Genomic DNA, 19,503 nt, shown 5'->3' with positions numbered 1-19,503 from the left:
CAATAGAAGATTAACGTTCGATTAAATAGAGCCTGCCATACGAAGGAGGAGAATTCGTGAAGTCTATTTACCAATTAGCACTAGGGGAAAGTTTCCATAAACTTCACCCAGAGATGCAGAAGAAGTTTGGTTTAATAAGCAAGCAGAAAATTATGATTCTTGGACAAGGAAGGATGACAGAAATCCGAGGAACCCCGGCGTTTCTGCGTCCACTTCTTATGGCCTTTGTTCCCGCCCATGTGATGTTTGCGGAAAGAGGGAGAAATATTCCGTTTACGCTGGAGAACTATGCTTATGAAGATGAACAAGGCAGAGAAAAGGTAAGCTGGATCAGACGCTTTTTCTTTCCTTATGCGATTCGCGGTTTCGATGCAGTGATGCATTACAATTCGGAAACGGGCAAAATTGTGGATGACCTCGGTAAATCAGGGACCTTTCAAACAGAATTGGATCTTGAAGTTACTCCTGAAGGTGGATTGCTGATGCAGTCGAATGCCATTTCCTATAAGGGAAAGTATGACTTATCAGGCATTCATACTTCTGTTTACGAACATTTTGATGAGGATCAGGAGGCATTTCGAGTGCACGTTCATGTGGAACACCCTTGGTTTGGCACCCTGCTGATGTATGAAGGGCTTGTTCATACAGAATTTTTACCGATGACCTACAGCAATATTCCAGAGCGGGGAATATTAGTATAAAGGAGTGCAATGAACGGATATGAGACATCAAGACTCTAAAACTAATGAGAAAGTTCACACGGATTTTCGCGATCGAATGACGTACGGGGAATATTTAGACCTGGATAAACTGTTGTCTTCTCAGGAAAGATTATCGAATCATCATGATGAGATGTTATTTATTATCATTCATCAGGTAAGTGAACTATGGATGAAATTAACGCTGCATGAATTGCGGGAAGCGATAAACGCCATTCGGAAGGATGATTTGCAGGAGGCTTTTAAGATGCTGGCCAGAGTTTCAAACATCCAGACTCAGATTATTCAAGGATGGGATGTCTTGTCAACGTTGACTCCTGCTGAATATATTCAATTCCGGGATGAACTTGGACAAGCTTCTGGTTTTCAATCATATCAATACCGCATGATTGAATTTGCTCTGGGATATAAAACCCCGCATGTTCTGAAAATTTACGAGAAAAACACAGCATTACATGAAGAACTGGAAAAAGCATACAAATCCCCTGGGCTGTACGATGTGGCCATTGAAAAGCTGGCAGAAGCAGGTTTTTCCATCAATCCTGATCTGATCGGGCGTGATTATACAGAAATTTATCACGGAGACAAAAGCGTTGAGACAGCGTGGACAAAAGTTTACAGAAATGTAGATTTGTACTGGGATTTATATCAACTGGCAGAAAAGCTGGTCGACATTGAAGACCGTTTTCAGCAATGGCGGTTCAGGCATATGAAAACCGTTGAAAGAATCATCGGGCATAAGGCGGGCACCGGCGGCTCTTCCGGAGTTGGTTACTTAAAGAAAGTACTTGATCACCAGTTCTTCCCCGAACTTTGGAATGTCAGGACAAATTTATAATAATAGGAAAAAACTGAATATAACAAATATGTTAATTGATTATTACATTTATGTTACACTAAGATGTGAATAAATATGAATGCAGAGGTACAGTCATGAAAGAACCCATCATTTATCTATCACTTCTTAGTGTGTTGTTGTTATCAGCCTGTTCGTTTATTGCTACAGCGAATGAAAATAATGCAAAGAAATCTGCGCCTTCACATTTCAAAGTGTCTATGGAAACTGAAGTCGAGCAGTTTGAAGGATATCAATTAACTATTCATTATCCTCAAACTCCTGATAGTCAAATTAATCAAACGATCATTGATTATGTGAATCAGAAGAAAGCATCTTTTAAAAAGCAGAGCTTTCAAACTTCTGTTAAGCAGAATAACCATGAAATCCATGAATTAAATATAAATTTTGAAGTCTTGTATGAGAATGCAAGTGTGTTTGTCGTGCGTTTTAGTGAAAAGCTTCATATGGAAAAGCAAAAAGAAGTCACCCAAACAATTATGAATTTTGACAAGGAAAACGGAAAACGCCTAGAGCTGGACCAGATTTTCCAAAAAGATAAAGAATATTATGATCTACTATCCAGCCAAGTTCAAACGGAAGTACTCGAGAAAGCAAGGGTGGACGATGCGGATCTGACGGCGAAGATTAAAGCAGAGTTAAGCCCGAAAGCAGATCTGTATAAGAATACAGCGCTAACGGGAGATTCCTTAACCGTTTATTTCAATCAGGGCCAGCTTCCTAAACAAGTTTCTATTCAAAAGGTGAAGCTGAACGACAAGAAGCTAATGAATTTGGTGAAGGAGAAATACCTTCAGCAGGGAGAGCCAGCAGAAAAAAGCAAGGAAGTTGCAGCGAAAGAGGAACAGCCGTTAAACGAAGATGTGAAAGCGGAATATCGTTCTGAAGCTGATAAAAAAATTGCCCTTACGTTTAACGATGGACCGCATCCTAAGGTAACTAGAAGAATACTAGGAACGTTAAAGAGTTATCATGCAAAGGCAACCTTCTTTATGATCGGACAGCGTGTTAAGTATTACCCGGAAATTGCTAGAGAAGTCGCTGAGCAAGGCAACCAGATTGGGAATCATACTTGGGACCATTCCAGGGCAGATTATTTAACCAGCAAGGAACTTAAAAAGGAACTGGAAAAAACTCAGAGGATTATTCAGCAAACGACAGGACAGACTCCAACTGTTGTGCGTTATCCATTCGGAGGAGTTCCTGCTGAAAAACAAGATGATCAGCTGCGCCGCGCTCCCTTTACGATAACAGTAGATGACTGGCAGCTGGAGAATTCAGAAGTAATCGCCAAGGAAGTTATAGCGAAGGCGAAGGATCATTCCGTAATCATGCTTCATGATCTTTATCCATCTACGGCGGATGCTGTAGAACAAATTGTCCGCACCCTTACTAAAAAAGGGTACAGCTTTGTGACTTTAGATGAACTTCAAAACCGCAGAGTTAAATGAAAGAGGCACGGACAATTCTGAATGGTTAACGAGAAATCCGGCCACCTCATTTATCCTTGAATACAGTAAACCCGAACCAAAAAAAATTTAATGGTTCGGGTTTTTTAAGTGATTCAATTATAGTGGTTGCTGCCTCTTCTTCATAGCTGTAGTTGTTTTTCAGGTTGATCCTCGAAAAGGGTTAGGAAGTCTTCAATCATGGCACTAGCAGTCGCCATTTTACCTGCACCTGGGCCTCTGAGAGTGAGGGGGCCAGCTAACTCTGTAGTCATAGTCACTGCGTTGTCCACTCCATCAATACCGTAAAGAGAGTGCGACGAGTCTAAGTGAACAGGTTTTACAGCTGCGATAATTTTTCCGTTAGATTCCTCGAGTATGGCCAGGTGCTTTATTCTTTCTCCTTGAAGAGTGGCTTGTTTCAGGTCGGATTGATCTATAGCTATGATACCCTGACGTGTAACTTCATGCCAATCAGGCTGTTTTCCATAGATAAGCTGGCTTAAGATCATTAATTTATAAAAGGCATCCCATCCTTCTAGATCGTTAGCTGGGTCTGCCTCGGCAAAGCCTTCCTTCTGAGCAGCTTTTAAAGCATCCTCGAAGCTATCTCCTTGATTGTGCATAGAAGATAATATAAAGTTAGTCGTTCCGTTTAAAATCGCTTCAAGTTTTACTACTTTATTGACTTGCAGTAAACGGGTAAGGGTTCCGATGACAGGGGTCCCGCTTGCAACGGCTGCTTCATATTTTACGGAGAGACTTTTCTTTTCTGCCTTTGCGAATAGTGCCGCTCCGTGGGTGGCAAGTAATGCTTTATTTGCGCTTACCACGGGTATGTCTGCATCTAACGCACGTGAAAGGTACGTATAAGCAGGCTGTTCACCATTGATCGCTTCAAAGATCACATCAGGCTTTTGATCCAGAATTTCTTCAAATTGATCGGTAACCAATATAGAGGCAGGCAGTGGTCTAGGCCGATCCAGATGTTTCACTAGAATAGCGGTAATTTTGATTTCTGCGCCAGTCAGCTGTTCCAAATATTTTTTGCGAGATTGAATGATTTCTACTACACCTTGCCCTACAGTTCCATAACCTAACAGGGCCGCCTTTATGACTGCCAATCTTTTACCCCCCTTTGTTAATTTTTCGCTGTATCCATTCTCCCCAATGATTAAATTCTACTAAGAAACCATCATGACCATAATCGGTTTCTACATGAAAGTGCTCGCTTCCGGGTACTTCATTGCTGAAAGCATCGATGAGTTCTTTGGGGTAGAGAAGATCATGCTGAAAACTGATGGTATTTACTTTTGCTTGATATTGTTTGCATGCTTTTTTCCAGCCATCACGACCCCGTCCAATGTCATGATGATTCATAGCTTCCAGTAAGTAGAGGTAGCTGTTAGCATCAAAGCGATCTTTAATCTTTTCTCCTTGATAGTCCAGATAAGATTGAATATTATACGATAAAGGTTCACTTTTACTGCGATCAAACCTTTTTTGAAATAAAGTTCCACTGCGATAAGTAACCATACCGGCCATCCGTGCTAATTCAAAACCCTGGAGATGGTGGTTCGAGGAATAATCCCCTTGCTGCCACGCAGGATCATCTTTAATGGCCCGTGTCCCAATATGATTGAACGCGATCCCATAATCACTTAAGTAGGGGGTAGCTGCCAGAACGTATAACTGTTTCATAAACAGGGGATAAAGCAATCCCCATTCTAATGTCTGCATTCCGCCAAGCGATCCCCCGGCGACAGCATGCACTTGATGAATCCCTAATTTGATAAGAGCACGATACTGAGCGTGCACCATATCCCGAATCGTTACGGCTGGGAAATCCAACCGATACGCTCGTTTTGATCCTTTTGGACAGCTTGCGGGACCAGTAGACCCATGGCAGCCGCCTAAAACGTTGAATGTGATTACTTGATACCGAGAAGTGTCTACGGGCTGATCCTGACCTATGAGTCCTGCCCACCAGCCGGGCTCCTGATCAGACCCAATCGCATATTGGTTTCCTGTTAAGGCATGGCAAACAAGAACGACGGGGGCATCATCAGGACCAAATCGTTCATAGGCAAGCTGGACATCATCCAGTGTCTCTCCGGATTCAAAAGTAAAAGGACCGATTGAAATGGTATGGTTGTTTTGTTTAGAACGGGTAGGGTTATTCAATGACATGCTGCTGCCTCCTCTCATAGTTATACGGATAGCGGAGCTTCCTGAAAGGATTTGCCTTCACGAATGGCTGTAATAGATTCATAGAGACTTAAACCGGAAATCAAGTGAGTATCCTCCATCGTTAATTCCTGCTTCGACCAAATCAGAGTGGGCTGGAATTTACGGGCTTCTTCGACGAATTGATCGGAAACCTTGTATTTGTAAATAATATCGACGGGTGAAGAAGGATCTAAGGTAGTGAGGTCTTCTGTCTGAATCACATTAAAGCCGAGACGCTGTAATTTCTTGAGTTCTTTAGAAAAGTCTTCATCCAGATGCTCCTCAACTGCGATAATCGTTTTCTTGCGTAGATCTCCATTGGAACGATCCAGGGAAGATTCCAGCGTTTGGACTACGAGATGCTTCGATTCTCTGTAAGGCTTTGAGAAACCGGTGGCTTGCTCGATAGCAGAATCTAAATCTGAAATTAAGTCTTCAACGGATTCAAGACCGACGGATAAACGGATTAACTCTTCTGTAACTCCTGATTTCTGCAATCCTTCCTCACTTAATTGCTGGTGAGTGGTAGAAGCGGGGTGGATAATTAACGATTTAGCATCTCCTACATTGGCTACGTGGGACCAGAGCTTTGTATGGTTAATAACCTGCCTTCCTGCTTCACGATCTCCTTTTATGCCAAAGACCACAATGGAACCATATCCATAATTTAAATATTTTTCAGCAAGAGCGTGAGTGGGATGATCCTCGAGTCCCGGATAGTTCACCCACGCTACACCTTCATGTTCATTCAAATACTCAGCGATCTCTGAAGCCTGATCGGCATGTTTTTTAATTCTTAAATGCAGAGTTTCAAGACCTTGAAGAAGTAAGAATGCATTTTGCGGACTCAAGCATGCCCCAATATCTCTGAGTAATTGGACACGCAGCTTTATTGCATAGCCGGCAGGCCCGGCATCAATTCCGAAACGAATTCCATTATAGCTCTCGTCAGGTTCAGTGAATCCCGGAAACTTTTCGTGATTCCAGTCAAAGCGGCCGCTGTCGACGACAATACCGCCGATCGTTGTTCCGTGACCGCCGATCCATTTCGTTGCAGAATGAACAACAATGTCTGCACCCCAGGCAATGGGCTTGCAAACGTAAGGAGTAGCAAATGTATTATCAATGATTAAAGGAATATGGTGATCATGAGCCACATCTGCCACCGCTTCAATATCCAATACATTTAAGCTTGGGTTCCCGATGGTTTCTGCAAAAATGGCCTTCGTTTTTTCAGTGATTGTTTTTTCAAAATCTTCCGCTCGCTGTCCATCAACAAAATGCACTTTAATGCCATAGCGGGGGAGTGTATGGACAAACAGGTTATAGGTTCCTCCATAAAGGTTAGAGGAAGCAACAATCTCATCACCAGCACTTGCTACGTTCAAGATCGCCATCGTGATCGCAGCCATTCCCGATGACGCGGCTACGGCAGCGGCTCCATCTTCGAGTAAAGCGATCCGTTGCTCCAGAGCGTCTACGGTTGGATTCATAATCCGGGAATAGATGTTTCCCGGTTCAGCAAGTGCAAATAGATCTCTTGCATGGTCTGTATCCCTAAATACATAAGATGTGGTTTGATAAATCGGCACCGCTCTTGATCCAGTGGCTGGATCGGGTTCCTGACCTCCGTGTAAAAGCTGAGTTTCTGGTCCTAAGTTATGAAAAGATAAAGTCATCGTTCATCCTCCTTGGATTTTAAAGTCTAGGAAATGAATTTCGATCAGGTCAATACATTTGAGAGAATATGAAAAAGCCCTCTTCTTATCAGAAAGAAGAGGGCGTATGAATCAGTTCCTCCTCTCATCTTTCAGATCATACGACCTGTAGGAAGTAGCACCTTTTCAAGTTTCCACTTGAAGGTTGCCGGGCGTCACAGGGCCTAGTCCCTCCGCCACTCTCGATAAGAGATGTTCCAATATTTAATTTAATTTGACTTGTTACGAATTATAAAAGGACTTTATGCTATTGTCAAACTATTTTTTCAATTTAAGAAATGTTTGAGAAAGGAATCTGTTGGGAATTGTTGTTTATCAAGATAATTGAAGGAGAGGATTAAATCATGAAAGAATATAGTGTAGTACCTAATAAAGACGTAACAGGCTGGCTTGTAAAAATTGAAGATATCGCCCCTGAAAAATTATACGATGAGCGCGATACTGCAATTGAAAAAGCGGTTGAAATTGCTGAAAACAACAAACCAAGCCGTGTGCTTATTATGGATCAGAACCACGAAGTAGAAGAAGAGCGTACATTCTAGAAAATATGAATAGTGCCCTTTTGAATAGGGGAGAAAAACAGGCTGCCGGGTATGATCGGGCAGCCTGTTTTTTAGTGAAAAATTAATGGTGTTAGAGCATTTGTTGATATTAAATAGAGGCCTATTCATTGGGGAGTTCTATATCAGGGAGCTTTTTATAGTGTTTATCTATGAATAACGTTACATTATAAAGAGAGAGGTGACGAAAATTATGGAGAAAGAATTCGATATCATTATTGTTGGTGCTAGAGCCGCCGGAGCTAGTTTAGCCATCCTCCTTGGCCGCATGGGAAAAAGAGTAGCAGTCATAGATAAAGCGAAATTTCCTAGTGACACTCTATCAACTCACCATATGTCCCATCTGCATTATTTGCGGGAGCTTGGTGTTTTGCAAGAAGTAGAAAAAACAGGGCTTAGAAAGATTACGAGAATGAGAACTTACATAGGGGAAAGTTTTGTAGAGGGGCCGAGAGCTTCTTATACACTGATCCCAAGGCGTAAACACTTGGATCAAGTATTGTTAGAAAAGGCGCTGACTTATGAAACGATCGTGATGAAAGAAGAAACCTTTGTCAGTGACCTGCTTTGGGAGGCAGGGCAGGTTACGGGGGTTTGTACAGTAAACAAGCAGGGGGAATCTGAGCAAATTACAGCGGATATTGTGGTGGGAGCCGACGGAAGAAACTCAGCGATCGCCAGATGGGTAAAGGCAGAAGAATATCATACGGAACGACCGCTTAGGCCAGTGTTCTACGGATATTACAAAGGAGTACAGCCATTGATTGAACCAGCGACTGAAATTTTTCTAAATGAAGGGAGAGTGGGCTTTCTTTTTCCGATGGAAGAGGGCATGGATTGTTTGGGTCTGGAAATCCATCCAGAGGAATTTAAAACGTTTACTGAGGATCCACAGCAAGTGTTTGAACAAACATATAGAAACTTCTACCAAATGGAGACACGCTTGAAACAAGCGGAGCTAGAAGGGAAGATGATTTTCACTCCTGGGGTTCCTAACTTTTTCAGACAATCGTTTGGGAGCGGCTGGGTCTTGCTTGGGGATGCGGCTCACAGTAAAGATCCAAGTACAGGCTTAGGAATCAATGATGCCTTTATGCAATCCTTCCTGCTTGCTGATGCGATTCAGCGTCACGATCAGGGAGAGAAATGGCAGGAGCTTATGAATCAATTCAATGAAAAGACAGATGAGCAGCTCATGCCTGGGTATCAGCTCACGTTGGACTACGTTCACTCCCTGAGAAAATGGACGACGCGAGAAAAAGCCATCTTTCAATCTATAGCTGCTAACCCTATGGTATGGAATAAAATCGTTCCGCTTCTTCCTGATTATCTTAAACAAATCTCCCCTGAACTGTATGGTGCAGCGGAAGCAGAAGCCAAAGAATTTGGGTTTGACGGCGAGTAAAAAGGAAGGGAAACCTTGGCAGTATAGCGAATAGGTAACAGGAGGTGATTTATGATGTCCTGGACCAAAGAATCAGCATTTGAGAAATTACAGGAAGTCTATACAGATAGAGTAATGCAAGATGAAAAACGACGGATTTTCCAACAGGTGTATCGGCATCTAAATGAGCATCTAAAGGATCTGGCAGTTCCAAAAGCGATAAAAGAAGAATCTCAAAAACAGTTGAAATTCTTTAAGGAATACACATTTATGCCTGGAGATAATTTATTTCAATCTATGCGTTATGTCTTCCTGCTTGCTCGAGGAGAAAGAGAGAAGAGCCAGCAGGAAACTGTGGACCATTTACAAAGAATTTATCGGTCGTTATTTCAGCCGGCCGGTTTAAAAAATCCTTATATCCCCGATTCTTTCTGGAACACTCCTTTAGGGACAGCATGTCTTGTTGCTGAAGAAGGGGTAGAAGCGGTCTATCCAATACTGGATGAAATCCTTGAAGCAGAAAAATAAAGACGACCAGAAAACCCGAACCTTTAAATATATTGGTTCGGGTTTTTTGCGGTTTGTTCTGAATGATGGTGTGCGAGTCCTTCATAGTTTAGTAGAAATTTTATTCTTCCTCTTCGTTATCCTGGTCTTCACTCTCAAGTTCATCTATTTGCTGAGACAAATCGTTGAGTCTTTGCTCCAGTAACTGAGTGAGCAGAGATTTAAAATCTAATTTATCCTCCGTCCCGGCAAATGGGGACGCTATTGCCTGAAAGGTATCGAACAGGGGAAGATTAAGATTTTCGAAGAGATTTTCTAAGTCCAGTTCAGGACTTTCTTCTTCCTTCACTTGTATATCGTTTATTTGTTCTTCTAAACTTAAATTGCTCTGAATAAGCCGAGAAATTTCTTGATCCTTTGCTGATTCCATATCGGCGTATTTCTTTTCCAGATCCTCAATTTCATTGCTGTGATGGGCAGATAGCTCCTCAATTTCCTGTTTATGTTGAGCAGTTAACTCCTCAAGTTCTTGTTCCTTGGCTGCTTTGTATAATTCGCTCCGATGCTGGCTCTCGTGAAGTTGGGCATGAAGTTTGTTTATTTCGTTTTGCATACTCTTTTCCTTTTGCTCGTAATTCTCTTTGTTTTCTGCTAACTCTTTTTTTAAGGAAATGTTTAACCTGCCCATTTCCACAAGTTCGGCGCTTTGCTGGTAATACTGAGTGTTTAACCGTTTCATTTTCACTTGTAACTCTTCATAATTCTCTCTTAAATCTTTATTCTCCTCATGCATAGACGACATCCTTTTTTGATAATCGTAGTTATCATTTTGCAGAGTAACCAGGTTTTCTTTATAGACTAATATTCTATTTTCATAAGATTGACTCCCTTTGGAAGCCGATTCCCTGGCAGAGGTTAAATCCTCTGCTAGTCGGTTATTTTCTTCCTTTAAATTCTCGTTTTCATCCTTAAGTTTTTCTAATAGAGCATAATGAAAGTTCTCTTGATAATCTTTGACCTGTTTCTTATATTTATCTAGCTCGGCTTTAAAATAAATGATTCTTTGCTGAAGCTGGATTTGATCCAAGGGAAAACTCCTTTCTGTAACTTAATAGTAAATGATAGGTAGTTCCTTCCCACTATTTATATGAGCGTGCGCCCAGGATGGTTCCTTCTGCTTGCCTGCCAGAAAAAAAGACACTATTCCTTTAGCATGTGAATAATGTCTTCAAACTCTTGATGATTCTGTTCAATGACTGCCTGAAGGGCGGCATCTACCTCCTTCGTCAGTGGGGGATTTTGAACGGCTTCTTTAGTTGCGGTTTTTTTGTTTAAATTCGACAGAAGATAAAAAATAATTAATTGAATCGTCTTATGATCGAGAAACATAAAGCTGCTGTTCGTATCTTTTTTGTGACCATGCAAGTCCTCGAGTAGACCTTTCAAATAATGACTCATCAACTTCTTTAATAGCAGTTCTTCTTCAGCATTATAATTGCTCATTTGTCCCACCCTCTCCATCGGGAGTATTCCCATTGAGGTTCACTTGATTAATGGCTGTTATGCCCTCCTTGCATTCATCGCAGTAGCTAAACCCAAGAAGACCGCCTGCATAAGATTTTTCGGGTGTCCATTTCAACTGGAAATTAGAAAAACTTAGCGTCTCATTCGGTTGAATGACTTTTCGGGTCAGCGGCTGCAGCCAGAACTCTTCTTTATCCTTGGGATCGTTTAAGCGTTCCCACGCTCCGGCAATGTTCATTTTGTGTTTCGAGTTTTTATAAACGTATTTGCCGGAAAAGTGAAAAGGTGAATCGGGAGTGGTTTTAATGCAGATATATGGATTCGTAAGAGGGAGTTTTCCGAGATTTAAAATATGATACGAGCCCATGCATAAGCTTTCCTGACCGGCACTATGTGAGATATTCAGTGAATATGTAAAGTAGCTGATGTAGTGAATGTTTTTTTTCTGTTTGATTACGGATAACTGTTCTTTGATTTGAGCGAAGGAAGAAGAGTTATCCTTTTGAAGTTGTATCAGCTTTTGTAAGAGATCAGATTGATTCATGGATGGGTCACCTCCAAAAAAAATAAAGAGAGGATTTAATTTCCTCTCTTTATTCCTATGAAACATTCCCGTTCGTTAGTACATCAGCCGGCTGTAGTCGGAAAGATAACAGGGCATTGTGGCGGGATAGTTGGAGCAGGACATGGCGGAATAGGCAGCATGTCGCGAGGCGTACAGAAGTCAGCAGTGATTTCAAGAGTTACATCAAAAGTAGACTGAATGCTTTGGCAAAGACGAACAGTTACAGTAATATCAGTAAGCATGTCGACGTCAGTTCCTGCTGTTACACAGTCTGCAGTACAAACGAAGCAGTCTAATTCAGTATAGCTTACAGAAACGTCAGTTCCTGTTGGAGCACAAAGGATAACTTGCTCACAGCGAGTAAACAAAGCGCTTCCTACTTCTACAGTTCCTCCACCCATTGCTGGTACTAAGTCAACCGAGATAGTAACGTTGAAGTTTTTACGGATGTTAACTAACTGAAGAGTCACTAGTGCTCCGTCGATGACGAATTCTTGATCGATTCGATCCAAAATTACGATTGGAGGTACTCCATCTACTGCTAAAGATGCTGGAGTTACAGCACAGGATACTGTGCTTAAGTCAATATCAGTACACTCCAATAGGTCGCCGGTAGGGCCAACCGGTAAATCCAAATCTGCCAAAGTCAAATCAAACGATGCCTCATTCACAATCCAGTCATAAACTTTCTCTGTGTTAATACAAAGAAGTTCCTGACCTCCATTTAAATTTTCCGCTTGCATAATATGCAAACACCTCCGAAAAAATTATTGTTCTTTCATTCGTAGAATATGAATTCCGTGTACCCGAGGTATAGTGAATCAGCGGAGTTTTGAACATCTTTCTAAAGTTGTACGATTTACCTAGTAAGAAATGGAAATGAAATTAACTTCTTCAGCCCGCATAGTTATAAATTAGAATTCAATTTATCCGTGATTCCCTATACGGACAGTTGTCACGTCTCAAGGGTTACTCAATAGTATATTAATGTGCTGAAAAAGGGTGAAGGTGTGATGGATCGATATCAGTTATACAGCACTGCAGAAATTGAAGAGTTAAAGCGAAAGCTTCATTTGTATAAGAAAACGGTTGCCGCGTGGAAATCAGGTGAAGCTGTCGAAGATTCTCTTCAAACCAAACGGGAGCTTTACCAGATCACAACAAAATTATTATCATTAGAAGGAGTTATGCAGAGAATGGAAGAAAGAGAAGATCAGCAATTATCAGAATATGAGCGTAAAGTAGAAAATATGACCTCAAGGATGGAAGACTTTCGAAATTCAGTCAGTCATTTGAAACAGGATATGAACATGATTAAAGATAAAGTTGCAAATATCCCCTTTCAGGAACTTCTTTATAAAATGGATCAAATGATTGATACACAGCACAATTCTATAGAAGAAAACAAGGATGAAATTGATCAATTAAAGTCTCAAATTTACCAAATGAGAAGAGAAATGGAGAGAGAAAAAGAAAAGCTTGAGGAGACCTATGGATCTCAACAGCACAATTCTATAGAAGAAACCAAGGATGAAATTGATCGATTAAAGTCTCAAATTTACCAAATGAGAAGAGAAATGGAGAGAGAAAAAGAAAAGCTTGAGGAGACCTATGGATCTCAACAGCACAATTCTATAGAAGAAACCAAGGATGAAATTGATCGATTAAAGTCTCAAATTTACCAAATGAGAAGAGAAATGGAGAGAGAAAAAGAAAAGCTTGAGGAGACCTATGGATCTCAACAGCACAATTCTATAGAAGAAACCAAGGATGAAATTGATCGATTAAAGTCTCAAATTTACCAAATGAGAAGAGAAATGGAAAGGGAAAAAGAAAAGCTTGAGGAGACCTATGAATCTCAACAGCAGACTTCTCAGCAATCGTATGCTCCTAAGAGGAGATCAGAATACAAGCAGTTGCAAAACATGCTTCAAAGTTCGAGACATATTGAAGCTGCTCCTCAAGAAAAAAAAAATAATTCCATGAACTGGCAGAATTTTAATCAGTACCAGCATCCGCAGAGTCATACTCAAGACCCGTATGGGAGGCAGGTAAGGGCGCCGCATGATAGAAGAAGGAACACTTCAGTATCGAGTGATAGAAATAAAACAACCGCTCCATTTTCTCCACTGGAGTTAAACAAAAATATTGTGATTTCGAATTCAAACAGAAACAACGGAAAAAAAAATTCTAAAATACCATCTTCAAAGAACAAGGAAAACAAAAGTAAAGATCAATCAGAAGCGGATGAAAAAAAGAGTCCCTTGTTAGAGAAGAATGAAACAGTAAGTGCTCAAAGTAATTTCAGTGAAAAGACCGTGGAACAAGCAGCGGTGCAAGACAAAGCGGTGGTGCAAGATAAAGCAGCGGTGCAAGACAAAGCAGCGGTGCAGGATAAAGCAGCGGTGCAAGACAAAGCAGCGGTGCAGGATAAAGCAGTGGTGCAAGACAAAGCAGCGGTGCAGGATAAAGCAGTGATGCAGGACAAAGCAGTGGTGCAAGACAAAGCAGTCGTTTCAGACAAAAAGGAGATACCTCCACAGATCCAAGAACGAACCAAAGCGGCAGTTATCTCGGAGTCAGAAACTGCCGCTGATTTATTATCGGACAAAAAGGAAAGTAAAACCCCTGTTAAACAAGAGACTAAAAAGAAATTAGAATATCCCAAAGAACCTACCGCAGCTCAAAAAAGCAACAAAGAAAAAAAGCCTGCTCAAAAATTGGAAAAGAAAACAGAGGAAAATTCACAGTCAGACACTAAGACGAACTCTCCCTCATTTTTTTCTTTATTTCAGAAGAAACAATAGGTTGGAATTAAGAAGAATGGTTATACCTGAAACGATATATGATGAAATGGTTCGTCAATGTCACCTGAATCTACCCTATGAGGCTTGTGGTCTGCTTTCTGGAAACGAGCAAACGGTCCGATCTTTATGGATACTGCAAAATGAACTGAAATCGGATCGCCGGTTTTTTGTCAGTAAGATGGCAGTGGAGGAAACTCTGCTTAAGGTGCAGAACAAAGGGGAGAGGGTACTGGTTATCTATCATTCTCACCCGACCACAGCGCCTATCCCTTCCTATTCGGATCGGAAGAATCACCCTGATGATGAGATTATGATGATGATTGTGTCTTTTAAAACACATCCACCGATTGTAAAAGGCTACCAGCTGCAGTCTAATAGTTACTTAGAACGCCCTATTTTTATCGACCCCTTATGATAGCCCTATCCTTTATCTAGTTTCTGCTTATAATAATAGAAATCACATAAAGGAGGGGTGGGTTTTGAAGAAAAGAATTACCACAAAACAGCCCAATAAACATGTCGTTCCTTCGAGGGAACCAATTGTAATTGATTCCTCGTCTATAAAAAAAGTACCTCTAAGAAGAGGCGGTTGCTGCGGGAAATCACGAACACGCTAACGTTTAGGCAGATGCGAACAGTCCTCCGATGACAAACATTTGTCTGGAACTTACTGAAATAATAATCAATATATTTATTTAACTCCTTTCGTGTCTAAAAGGAGTTTATTATTGTTTGCAGGATGTGGCTGGCACATAAACTAGCTGGGTTAGTGAAGGAGTATGGGCAAGCAGGTAAGAGCAGTTTCCACTGATATCGAAGGTATGAACTCAGGAGTCTTTATTTATGATGATAAAGCTCACCAGAACCACATTATTAAGGGTTCGGGTGAGCTTTCTTTGCCTGGACAGGCTTTATTTCTTCAATTGGTAAAAAGTGCGTATTTGTCCTGCAATTCCCTGAAACCGCTGGTCATGATCCAAATTGGAAATCATTCCTCTAATGATAGCTGGTCGGGGTTCCATTTTTTGGATTTCATCTAATAATACGGTAAGTGTAACCTCCAGGTCTCCTTCTGCGTGCTGTTTAAGGCTTTCCAAAGTAGTGATTATCTCATCAAGTTCATAATTGTAAAATTCTTTAGGGATAATATCTCTCATGAATTCCTCGGTTATGACTGGCTGGTCATTACTCTTTCGAAAACCTTCAACAATGAAATCTGTACTTCTTAACAGAGCATGACAGACCTCTTCTAAATCTAAATCAGCATTTTCGATAATGATGAGGTCAAGGAAGCTTTTAAATATTCCCTGCATGAGCAGACTTACTTCCCAAAGTACAGAATCGATATCCTCCCCGTAAAGAGCCAGAAGGTGACGTTTATAAAATAAGTAAGAGTTGAACCTCATCTGCTGAAGAAATCCTTCAATATTTTCATTAAAAGGAATCGCCTGTTCGCGGATTTGCATAATAATAAATTCTCTATGGTCTGCTATTTCCTGAAAAGTAACTAACAGCTGGCGGATAAACTTCGTTCTAGGTTCTAAATCCAGCGACTGAATTTCATCGGTTTTTTGTTGAATCCTCCTTGAGTAATAGTTGAATATCTCAAGGAGCAGCGCATCCTTAGATTTAAAATGCAGATAAAATGCACCTTTGGAAATGCTGCATTCATTTGCAATCTCCTGGACCGAAGTGGAACTGAATCCTTTTTTAGCAAACAGCTTTATAGAATGTTCAATAATTTTTATCGACTTTTCTTCCATAGTTCATAAAGCTCCTTATTTAGTCATGATCAAAACGTTACCTCTTGACTATTGACCGGGTAGTCATTTATATTATAGATGGTTATGACTAAGTGGTCAACAAAAGGAGTGGAACGATAAGTGAAGGGAATTATTAATTTTTCAATGAATAATAAATTTGCGATTTGGTTAATGACGATCATCATTACCATTGCAGGTTTATATGCAGGTTTAAACATGAAGCTAGAAACCATACCTAATATTGAGCCGCCGATTATTACGGTACAAACGGTATATCCTGGGGCAACTCCGGCTGAAGTAGCCGATCAGATCTCCGAACCCCTTGAAAAGCAAGTGAGTAATTTAAGCGGGATGAAAACGGTAAGTTCTACTTCTTACCAGAATGCTTCCTCACTTCAGCTAGAATATAGTTTTGATAAAGATTTGGACAAGGCCGAACAGGAATTAAAGGATGCGGTTAGTAAAGTCGATTTACCCGATGAGGCACAAGATCCTTCGGTGACGCGTTTGAACTTTAATGCTTTTCCGGTTATTAGTTTTAGTGCGGTGAACAGTGATCAGTCTCTTGAAGAACTTACTGCCACGGTACAAGACAAGATTGTACCGGAAATTGAAGGGTTAGATGGAGTAGCAGACGTTCAGGTTTCCGGACAGCAGGTTCAGGAAGTCCAAATGAATTATAAAGAAGATAAGTTGAAAGAACTTGGAATGGACGCTGATACGGTCACGAATTTAATCAAAGGATCAGATGTTCGGTTTCCATTAGGGCTCTATACGTTTAAAGACAGCCAGAAATCTGTCGTAGTGAACGGCAATGTTTCATCTGTAGATGAACTTAAAAACTTAGAAATTCCAGCTGTTCCTTCAGGTTCCTCTCAGGGAGGGCAGACAGGCTCTTCTGCACAAGGAACACCAGCAGGGCAAGGAGAAGGAGTTCCAGGCAGCTCTCAAGGTGCTGCAGGACAAACATCTCCGCAGGCACAATCTTCAAATGGAGCTTCCCAGCAAGCTTCCGCGCAGATCCCGACTGTACAGTTGAAGGATATTGCAGATATTAAAATGGTAGGTAAGAGTGAATCCATTTCACGCACGAACGGTAAAGATTCCATTTCTATACAAGTCGTAAAATCTCAAGAAGCAAATACGGTCGATGTTGTAAATTTAGTAAAAGAAAAAACTAAAGAATTTGAAGATGATATGGATGGCGTGAATTTCGTTTATTCGTTTGACCAGGGAGAGCCGATTGAACAATCGGTCAGTACCATGCTGAATAAAGCATTATTCGGCGGGTTATTTGCAGTTGTCGTCATTCTCTTATTCTTGCGTAACTTCAAGACGACCATTATTTCAATTATTTCGATACCTCTTTCCTTATTAATAGCTGTTTTGCTATTGAAGCAAATGGATATCACGTTAAACATTATGACGCTTGGTGCTATGACAGTGGCGATTGGCCGGGTTGTCGATGATTCCATTGTAGTGGTAGAGAATATATATAGGCGAATGGCTTTACCGGAAGAGAAACTTCGCGGGAAAGAATTAGTTCGATCGGCAACCCATGAGATGTTTAAGCCAATTCTTTCTTCCACAATCGTGACGATTGCAGTATTCCTTCCACTAGGACTCGTGCAGGGTACGGTTGGACAACTATTTTTACCTTTTGCATTAACTGTAGTATTCGCGCTGCTTGCTTCGTTACTTGTGGCGATTACGATTGTTCCTATGCTTTCACATTCCTTGCTTAAGAAATCACCAGCAAAAGAAGGGAAGCACGAAGGACCTGGGCGAATGGCACGTGGCTACAGGAAGTTCTTAAATGGCGTATTAAATCATAAAATAATTTCCTCCATTATTGCGATTGGAGTGTTAGCGGGAAGTATTGCTCTTCTTCCGCTGGTGGGAACAAGCTTCTTATCCAGTCAGGAACAAAAGATGGTCGTGGCAACTTATAATCCTGAACCGGGTCAGACGGAAAGTGATGTAGAAGATATTGCCGTTAAAGCTCAAGATCTTTTAGCCGGGAGAAATGGAGTAGATACGATTCAGTACTCCGTAGGCGGAGAAAATCCGATGAGTCCTGGAGCATCGAATCAAGCGGTCTTCTACGTAGAATATCAAGATGATACGGAAAATTTCTCTGATGAGTCTCAAGAAGTTCTTGATGAATTGAATAAAGAAACCGATAAAGGCGAATGGGTATCACAGGATTTCTCTTCTTCAGGATCAAGCAGTGATTTAGAAATGCTAGTGTACGGAGAAAATACGGATGAAATTAAACCGGTTGTGAAAGATGTTGAAGCGATGTTGTCCAAACAGGACCACTTGAGAAACATTGATTCCAGTCTTTCGGAATCCTACGATGAATACACGTTAATTCCAGATCAGGAGAAGTTAAGTGAGCTTGGTTTGACCGCTTCACAAGTCGGTATGGAGTTAAATACAAACAAGCAGCGTCCTGTAGTGACCACCATCCAAAAAGATGGCGAAGACGTAAACGTGTATTTAGAAGTACAGAAGGAGAACTATGAAAGTATTGATGATTTAACGGATAAAGAACTGCAGTCCCCAACCGGGAAATCCGTTCCGATCAGTGATGTAGTCAAAGTAAAGGAAGGCAGTACGGAAGATACCATTACTCGTAAGGATGACCGTGTATATGCAAGTGTCAGCGCGGAAGTTACCATCGATGATGTAGGATCTGTCTCCCAAACTGTTAAGGATAAAATGGATGATATCGATAAACCATCTGGTGTAGATATTACCATGGGCGGAGTAACTGAAGATATTCAGGAGTCCTTTACGCAATTAGGACTCGCTATGCTTGCTGCGATTGCGATCGTTTATTTAGTTCTCGTGATTTTCTTCGGCGGTGGTTTGGCTCCGCTTTCGATCCTATTTGCACTGCCGTTTACAATTATAGGAGCTGTATTAGGTTTATTAGTAAGTGGTGAAACCTTAAGCATCTCAGCTATGATCGGCGCCCTTATGCTAATAGGAATCGTCGTAACGAATGCGATTGTCTTAATTGACCGAGTCATTAACAAAGAGAAGGAAGGCTTTACTACCAGAGAAGCTCTTCTGGATGCAGGCATGACTCGTATGCGTCCGATCCTTATGACTGCCCTTGCTACGATTGGAGCCTTGCTGCCACTTGCTTTAGGCTTCGAAGGCGGATCAATTATTAGTAAAGGTCTTGGTGTAACAGTCATTGGCGGGTTAGCAAGTTCTACATTGCTTACCTTGCTGATTGTACCGCTCGTCTATGAAATGTTAACAAAGTTCCGCAGAAAAAAACCTGCAGAATAAAGGATGGAAACACATGAGCACTTGCTGCTCATGTGTTTTTTTGTATAAGTTTCTCTATAATCGTCGAGCGATTCCCATTGAAAAATAGATAAGAGAAACGGAAATTTATGTTACTAT

17 protein-coding genes and 1 riboswitch are annotated in these 19,503 nt (G+C 41.1%); of the genes, 9 read left to right on the top strand and 8 right to left on the bottom strand.

Going from position 1 to position 19,503, the window contains the following annotated elements:
* Positions 1-56: 56 nt before the first annotated feature.
* From Q7A53_RS14385 to Q7A53_RS14375, 3 genes are all read left to right on the top strand, one after another.
* Positions 57-701, top strand: a complete 645-nt coding sequence (locus Q7A53_RS14385; RefSeq protein WP_411789872.1) for a DUF4166 domain-containing protein — start codon at positions 57-59, stop codon at positions 699-701.
* A 19-nt stretch (positions 702-720) separates the two neighbouring features.
* Entirely contained in the window at positions 721-1,557 is an 837-nt protein-coding gene (gene kynA, locus Q7A53_RS14380; RefSeq protein ID WP_411789871.1) for a tryptophan 2,3-dioxygenase, read from the top strand.
* Positions 1,558-1,652: 95 nt separating this feature from the next.
* Positions 1,653-3,026 (top strand): polysaccharide deacetylase family protein, encoded by a 1,374-nt coding sequence (locus tag Q7A53_RS14375; RefSeq protein ID WP_411789870.1) that lies wholly within the window; start codon positions 1,653-1,655, stop codon positions 3,024-3,026.
* Positions 3,027-3,166: 140 nt separating this feature from the next.
* Here Q7A53_RS14375 and Q7A53_RS14370 read toward each other — a convergent pair whose 3' ends face one another.
* From Q7A53_RS14370 to Q7A53_RS14360, 3 genes are read right to left on the bottom strand one after another with little or no spacing between them, the layout of a single operon-like run.
* Positions 3,167-4,147, bottom strand: a complete 981-nt coding sequence (locus tag Q7A53_RS14370) for a homoserine dehydrogenase (RefSeq protein ID WP_411789869.1) — start codon at positions 4,145-4,147, stop codon at positions 3,167-3,169.
* Positions 4,148-4,151: 4 nt separating this feature from the next.
* Positions 4,152-5,213, bottom strand: a complete 1,062-nt coding sequence (gene metX / locus Q7A53_RS14365; protein WP_411789868.1) for a homoserine O-acetyltransferase MetX — start codon at positions 5,211-5,213, stop codon at positions 4,152-4,154.
* Between the two features lie 20 nt (positions 5,214-5,233).
* The gene (locus Q7A53_RS14360; protein WP_411789867.1) at positions 5,234-6,931 is read right to left on the bottom strand and encodes an O-acetylhomoserine aminocarboxypropyltransferase/cysteine synthase family protein; all 1,698 of its coding nucleotides are present in this window, start codon (positions 6,929-6,931) and stop codon (positions 5,234-5,236) included.
* Positions 6,932-7,052: 121 nt separating this feature from the next.
* Positions 7,053-7,162: riboswitch (SAM riboswitch) on the bottom strand.
* A gap of 152 nt (positions 7,163-7,314) precedes the next feature.
* Here Q7A53_RS14360 and Q7A53_RS14355 point away from each other — a divergent pair.
* The 3 genes from Q7A53_RS14355 (at position 7,315) to Q7A53_RS14345 (ending at position 9,442) form a co-directional block, all read left to right on the top strand.
* Positions 7,315-7,512: a DUF2188 domain-containing protein gene (locus tag Q7A53_RS14355; RefSeq protein WP_411789866.1), complete on the top strand. Its 198-nt coding sequence runs from the start codon at positions 7,315-7,317 to the stop codon at positions 7,510-7,512.
* A 211-nt stretch (positions 7,513-7,723) separates the two neighbouring features.
* Positions 7,724-8,935, top strand: a complete 1,212-nt coding sequence (locus tag Q7A53_RS14350) for an FAD-dependent oxidoreductase (RefSeq protein WP_411789865.1) — start codon at positions 7,724-7,726, stop codon at positions 8,933-8,935.
* 51 nt (positions 8,936-8,986) lie between these two features.
* On the top strand, positions 8,987-9,442 hold the full coding sequence (locus Q7A53_RS14345; RefSeq protein WP_411789864.1) for a hypothetical protein: 456 nt from the start codon (positions 8,987-8,989) through the stop codon (positions 9,440-9,442).
* Positions 9,443-9,542: 100 nt separating this feature from the next.
* On the opposite strand, the gene Q7A53_RS14340 is transcribed toward Q7A53_RS14345, so the two are convergent.
* The 4 genes from Q7A53_RS14340 to Q7A53_RS14325 all read right to left on the bottom strand — a co-directional run bounded on the left by Q7A53_RS14340 (position 9,543) and on the right by Q7A53_RS14325 (position 12,253).
* On the bottom strand, positions 9,543-10,508 hold the full coding sequence (locus tag Q7A53_RS14340; RefSeq protein ID WP_411789863.1) for a coiled-coil domain-containing protein: 966 nt from the start codon (positions 10,506-10,508) through the stop codon (positions 9,543-9,545).
* 113 nt (positions 10,509-10,621) lie between these two features.
* Positions 10,622-10,924: a hypothetical protein gene (locus Q7A53_RS14335; protein WP_411789862.1), complete on the bottom strand. Its 303-nt coding sequence runs from the start codon at positions 10,922-10,924 to the stop codon at positions 10,622-10,624.
* Positions 10,911-11,489, bottom strand: coding sequence for a hypothetical protein (locus Q7A53_RS14330; protein ID WP_411789861.1), 579 nt, complete (start codon positions 11,487-11,489; stop codon positions 10,911-10,913). The genes Q7A53_RS14335 and Q7A53_RS14330 overlap by 14 nt, the downstream gene beginning before the upstream one ends.
* 83 nt (positions 11,490-11,572) lie before the next feature.
* The gene (locus Q7A53_RS14325; protein WP_411789860.1) at positions 11,573-12,253 is read right to left on the bottom strand and encodes a BMQ_0737 family morphogenetic spore coat protein; all 681 of its coding nucleotides are present in this window, start codon (positions 12,251-12,253) and stop codon (positions 11,573-11,575) included.
* A gap of 270 nt (positions 12,254-12,523) precedes the next feature.
* On the opposite strand from Q7A53_RS14325, the gene Q7A53_RS14320 reads away from it, so the two are divergent.
* Both Q7A53_RS14320 and Q7A53_RS14315 read left to right on the top strand, forming a co-directional pair.
* Positions 12,524-14,317 (top strand): hypothetical protein, encoded by a 1,794-nt coding sequence (locus Q7A53_RS14320; RefSeq protein ID WP_411789859.1) that lies wholly within the window; start codon positions 12,524-12,526, stop codon positions 14,315-14,317.
* A 1-nt stretch (position 14,318) separates the two neighbouring features.
* On the top strand, positions 14,319-14,732 hold the full coding sequence (locus tag Q7A53_RS14315) for a M67 family metallopeptidase (protein WP_411789858.1): 414 nt from the start codon (positions 14,319-14,321) through the stop codon (positions 14,730-14,732).
* Positions 14,733-15,228: 496 nt separating this feature from the next.
* Here Q7A53_RS14315 and Q7A53_RS14310 read toward each other — a convergent pair whose 3' ends face one another.
* Positions 15,229-16,080: a TetR/AcrR family transcriptional regulator gene (locus Q7A53_RS14310; protein ID WP_411789857.1), complete on the bottom strand. Its 852-nt coding sequence runs from the start codon at positions 16,078-16,080 to the stop codon at positions 15,229-15,231.
* A 120-nt stretch (positions 16,081-16,200) separates the two neighbouring features.
* Here Q7A53_RS14310 and Q7A53_RS14305 point away from each other — a divergent pair, with 120 nt between their 5' ends.
* On the top strand, positions 16,201-19,386 hold the full coding sequence (locus tag Q7A53_RS14305; protein WP_411789856.1) for an efflux RND transporter permease subunit: 3,186 nt from the start codon (positions 16,201-16,203) through the stop codon (positions 19,384-19,386).
* The last annotated feature ends 117 nt before the right edge of the window (positions 19,387-19,503 follow it).

Source organism: Halobacillus rhizosphaerae (genome assembly GCF_046719735.1).
Lineage (GTDB): Bacteria > Bacillota > Bacilli > Bacillales > Halobacillaceae > Halobacillus_B > Halobacillus_B rhizosphaerae.
Note: the sequence above shows the minus strand (reverse complement) of the source record. Positions and strands in the feature narration are given on the sequence as shown.

What these genes read in the sequence shown, in the direction of transcription:
- Q7A53_RS14355 (WP_411789866.1), top strand. Translation starts at nt 7,315, where the DNA reads ATGAAAGAATATAGTGTAGTACCTAATAAAGACGTAACAGGCTGGCTT.
- Q7A53_RS14350 (WP_411789865.1), top strand. Translation starts at nt 7,724, where the DNA reads ATGGAGAAAGAATTCGATATCATTATTGTTGGTGCTAGAGCCGCCGGA.
- Q7A53_RS14345 (WP_411789864.1), top strand. Translation starts at nt 8,987, where the DNA reads ATGATGTCCTGGACCAAAGAATCAGCATTTGAGAAATTACAGGAAGTC.
- Q7A53_RS14360 (WP_411789867.1), bottom strand. Translation starts at nt 6,931, where the DNA reads ATGACTTTATCTTTTCATAACTTAGGACCAGAAACTCAGCTTTTACAC.
- Q7A53_RS14375 (WP_411789870.1), top strand. Translation starts at nt 1,653, where the DNA reads ATGAAAGAACCCATCATTTATCTATCACTTCTTAGTGTGTTGTTGTTA.
- metX (WP_411789868.1), bottom strand. Translation starts at nt 5,213, where the DNA reads ATGTCATTGAATAACCCTACCCGTTCTAAACAAAACAACCATACCATT.
- Q7A53_RS14330 (WP_411789861.1), bottom strand. Translation starts at nt 11,489, where the DNA reads ATGAATCAATCTGATCTCTTACAAAAGCTGATACAACTTCAAAAGGAT.
- Q7A53_RS14325 (WP_411789860.1), bottom strand. Translation starts at nt 12,253, where the DNA reads ATGCAAGCGGAAAATTTAAATGGAGGTCAGGAACTTCTTTGTATTAAC.
- Q7A53_RS14310 (WP_411789857.1), bottom strand. Translation starts at nt 16,080, where the DNA reads ATGGAAGAAAAGTCGATAAAAATTATTGAACATTCTATAAAGCTGTTT.
- Q7A53_RS14320 (WP_411789859.1), top strand. Translation starts at nt 12,524, where the DNA reads ATGGATCGATATCAGTTATACAGCACTGCAGAAATTGAAGAGTTAAAG.
- Q7A53_RS14335 (WP_411789862.1), bottom strand. Translation starts at nt 10,924, where the DNA reads ATGAGCAATTATAATGCTGAAGAAGAACTGCTATTAAAGAAGTTGATG.
- kynA (WP_411789871.1), top strand. Translation starts at nt 721, where the DNA reads ATGAGACATCAAGACTCTAAAACTAATGAGAAAGTTCACACGGATTTT.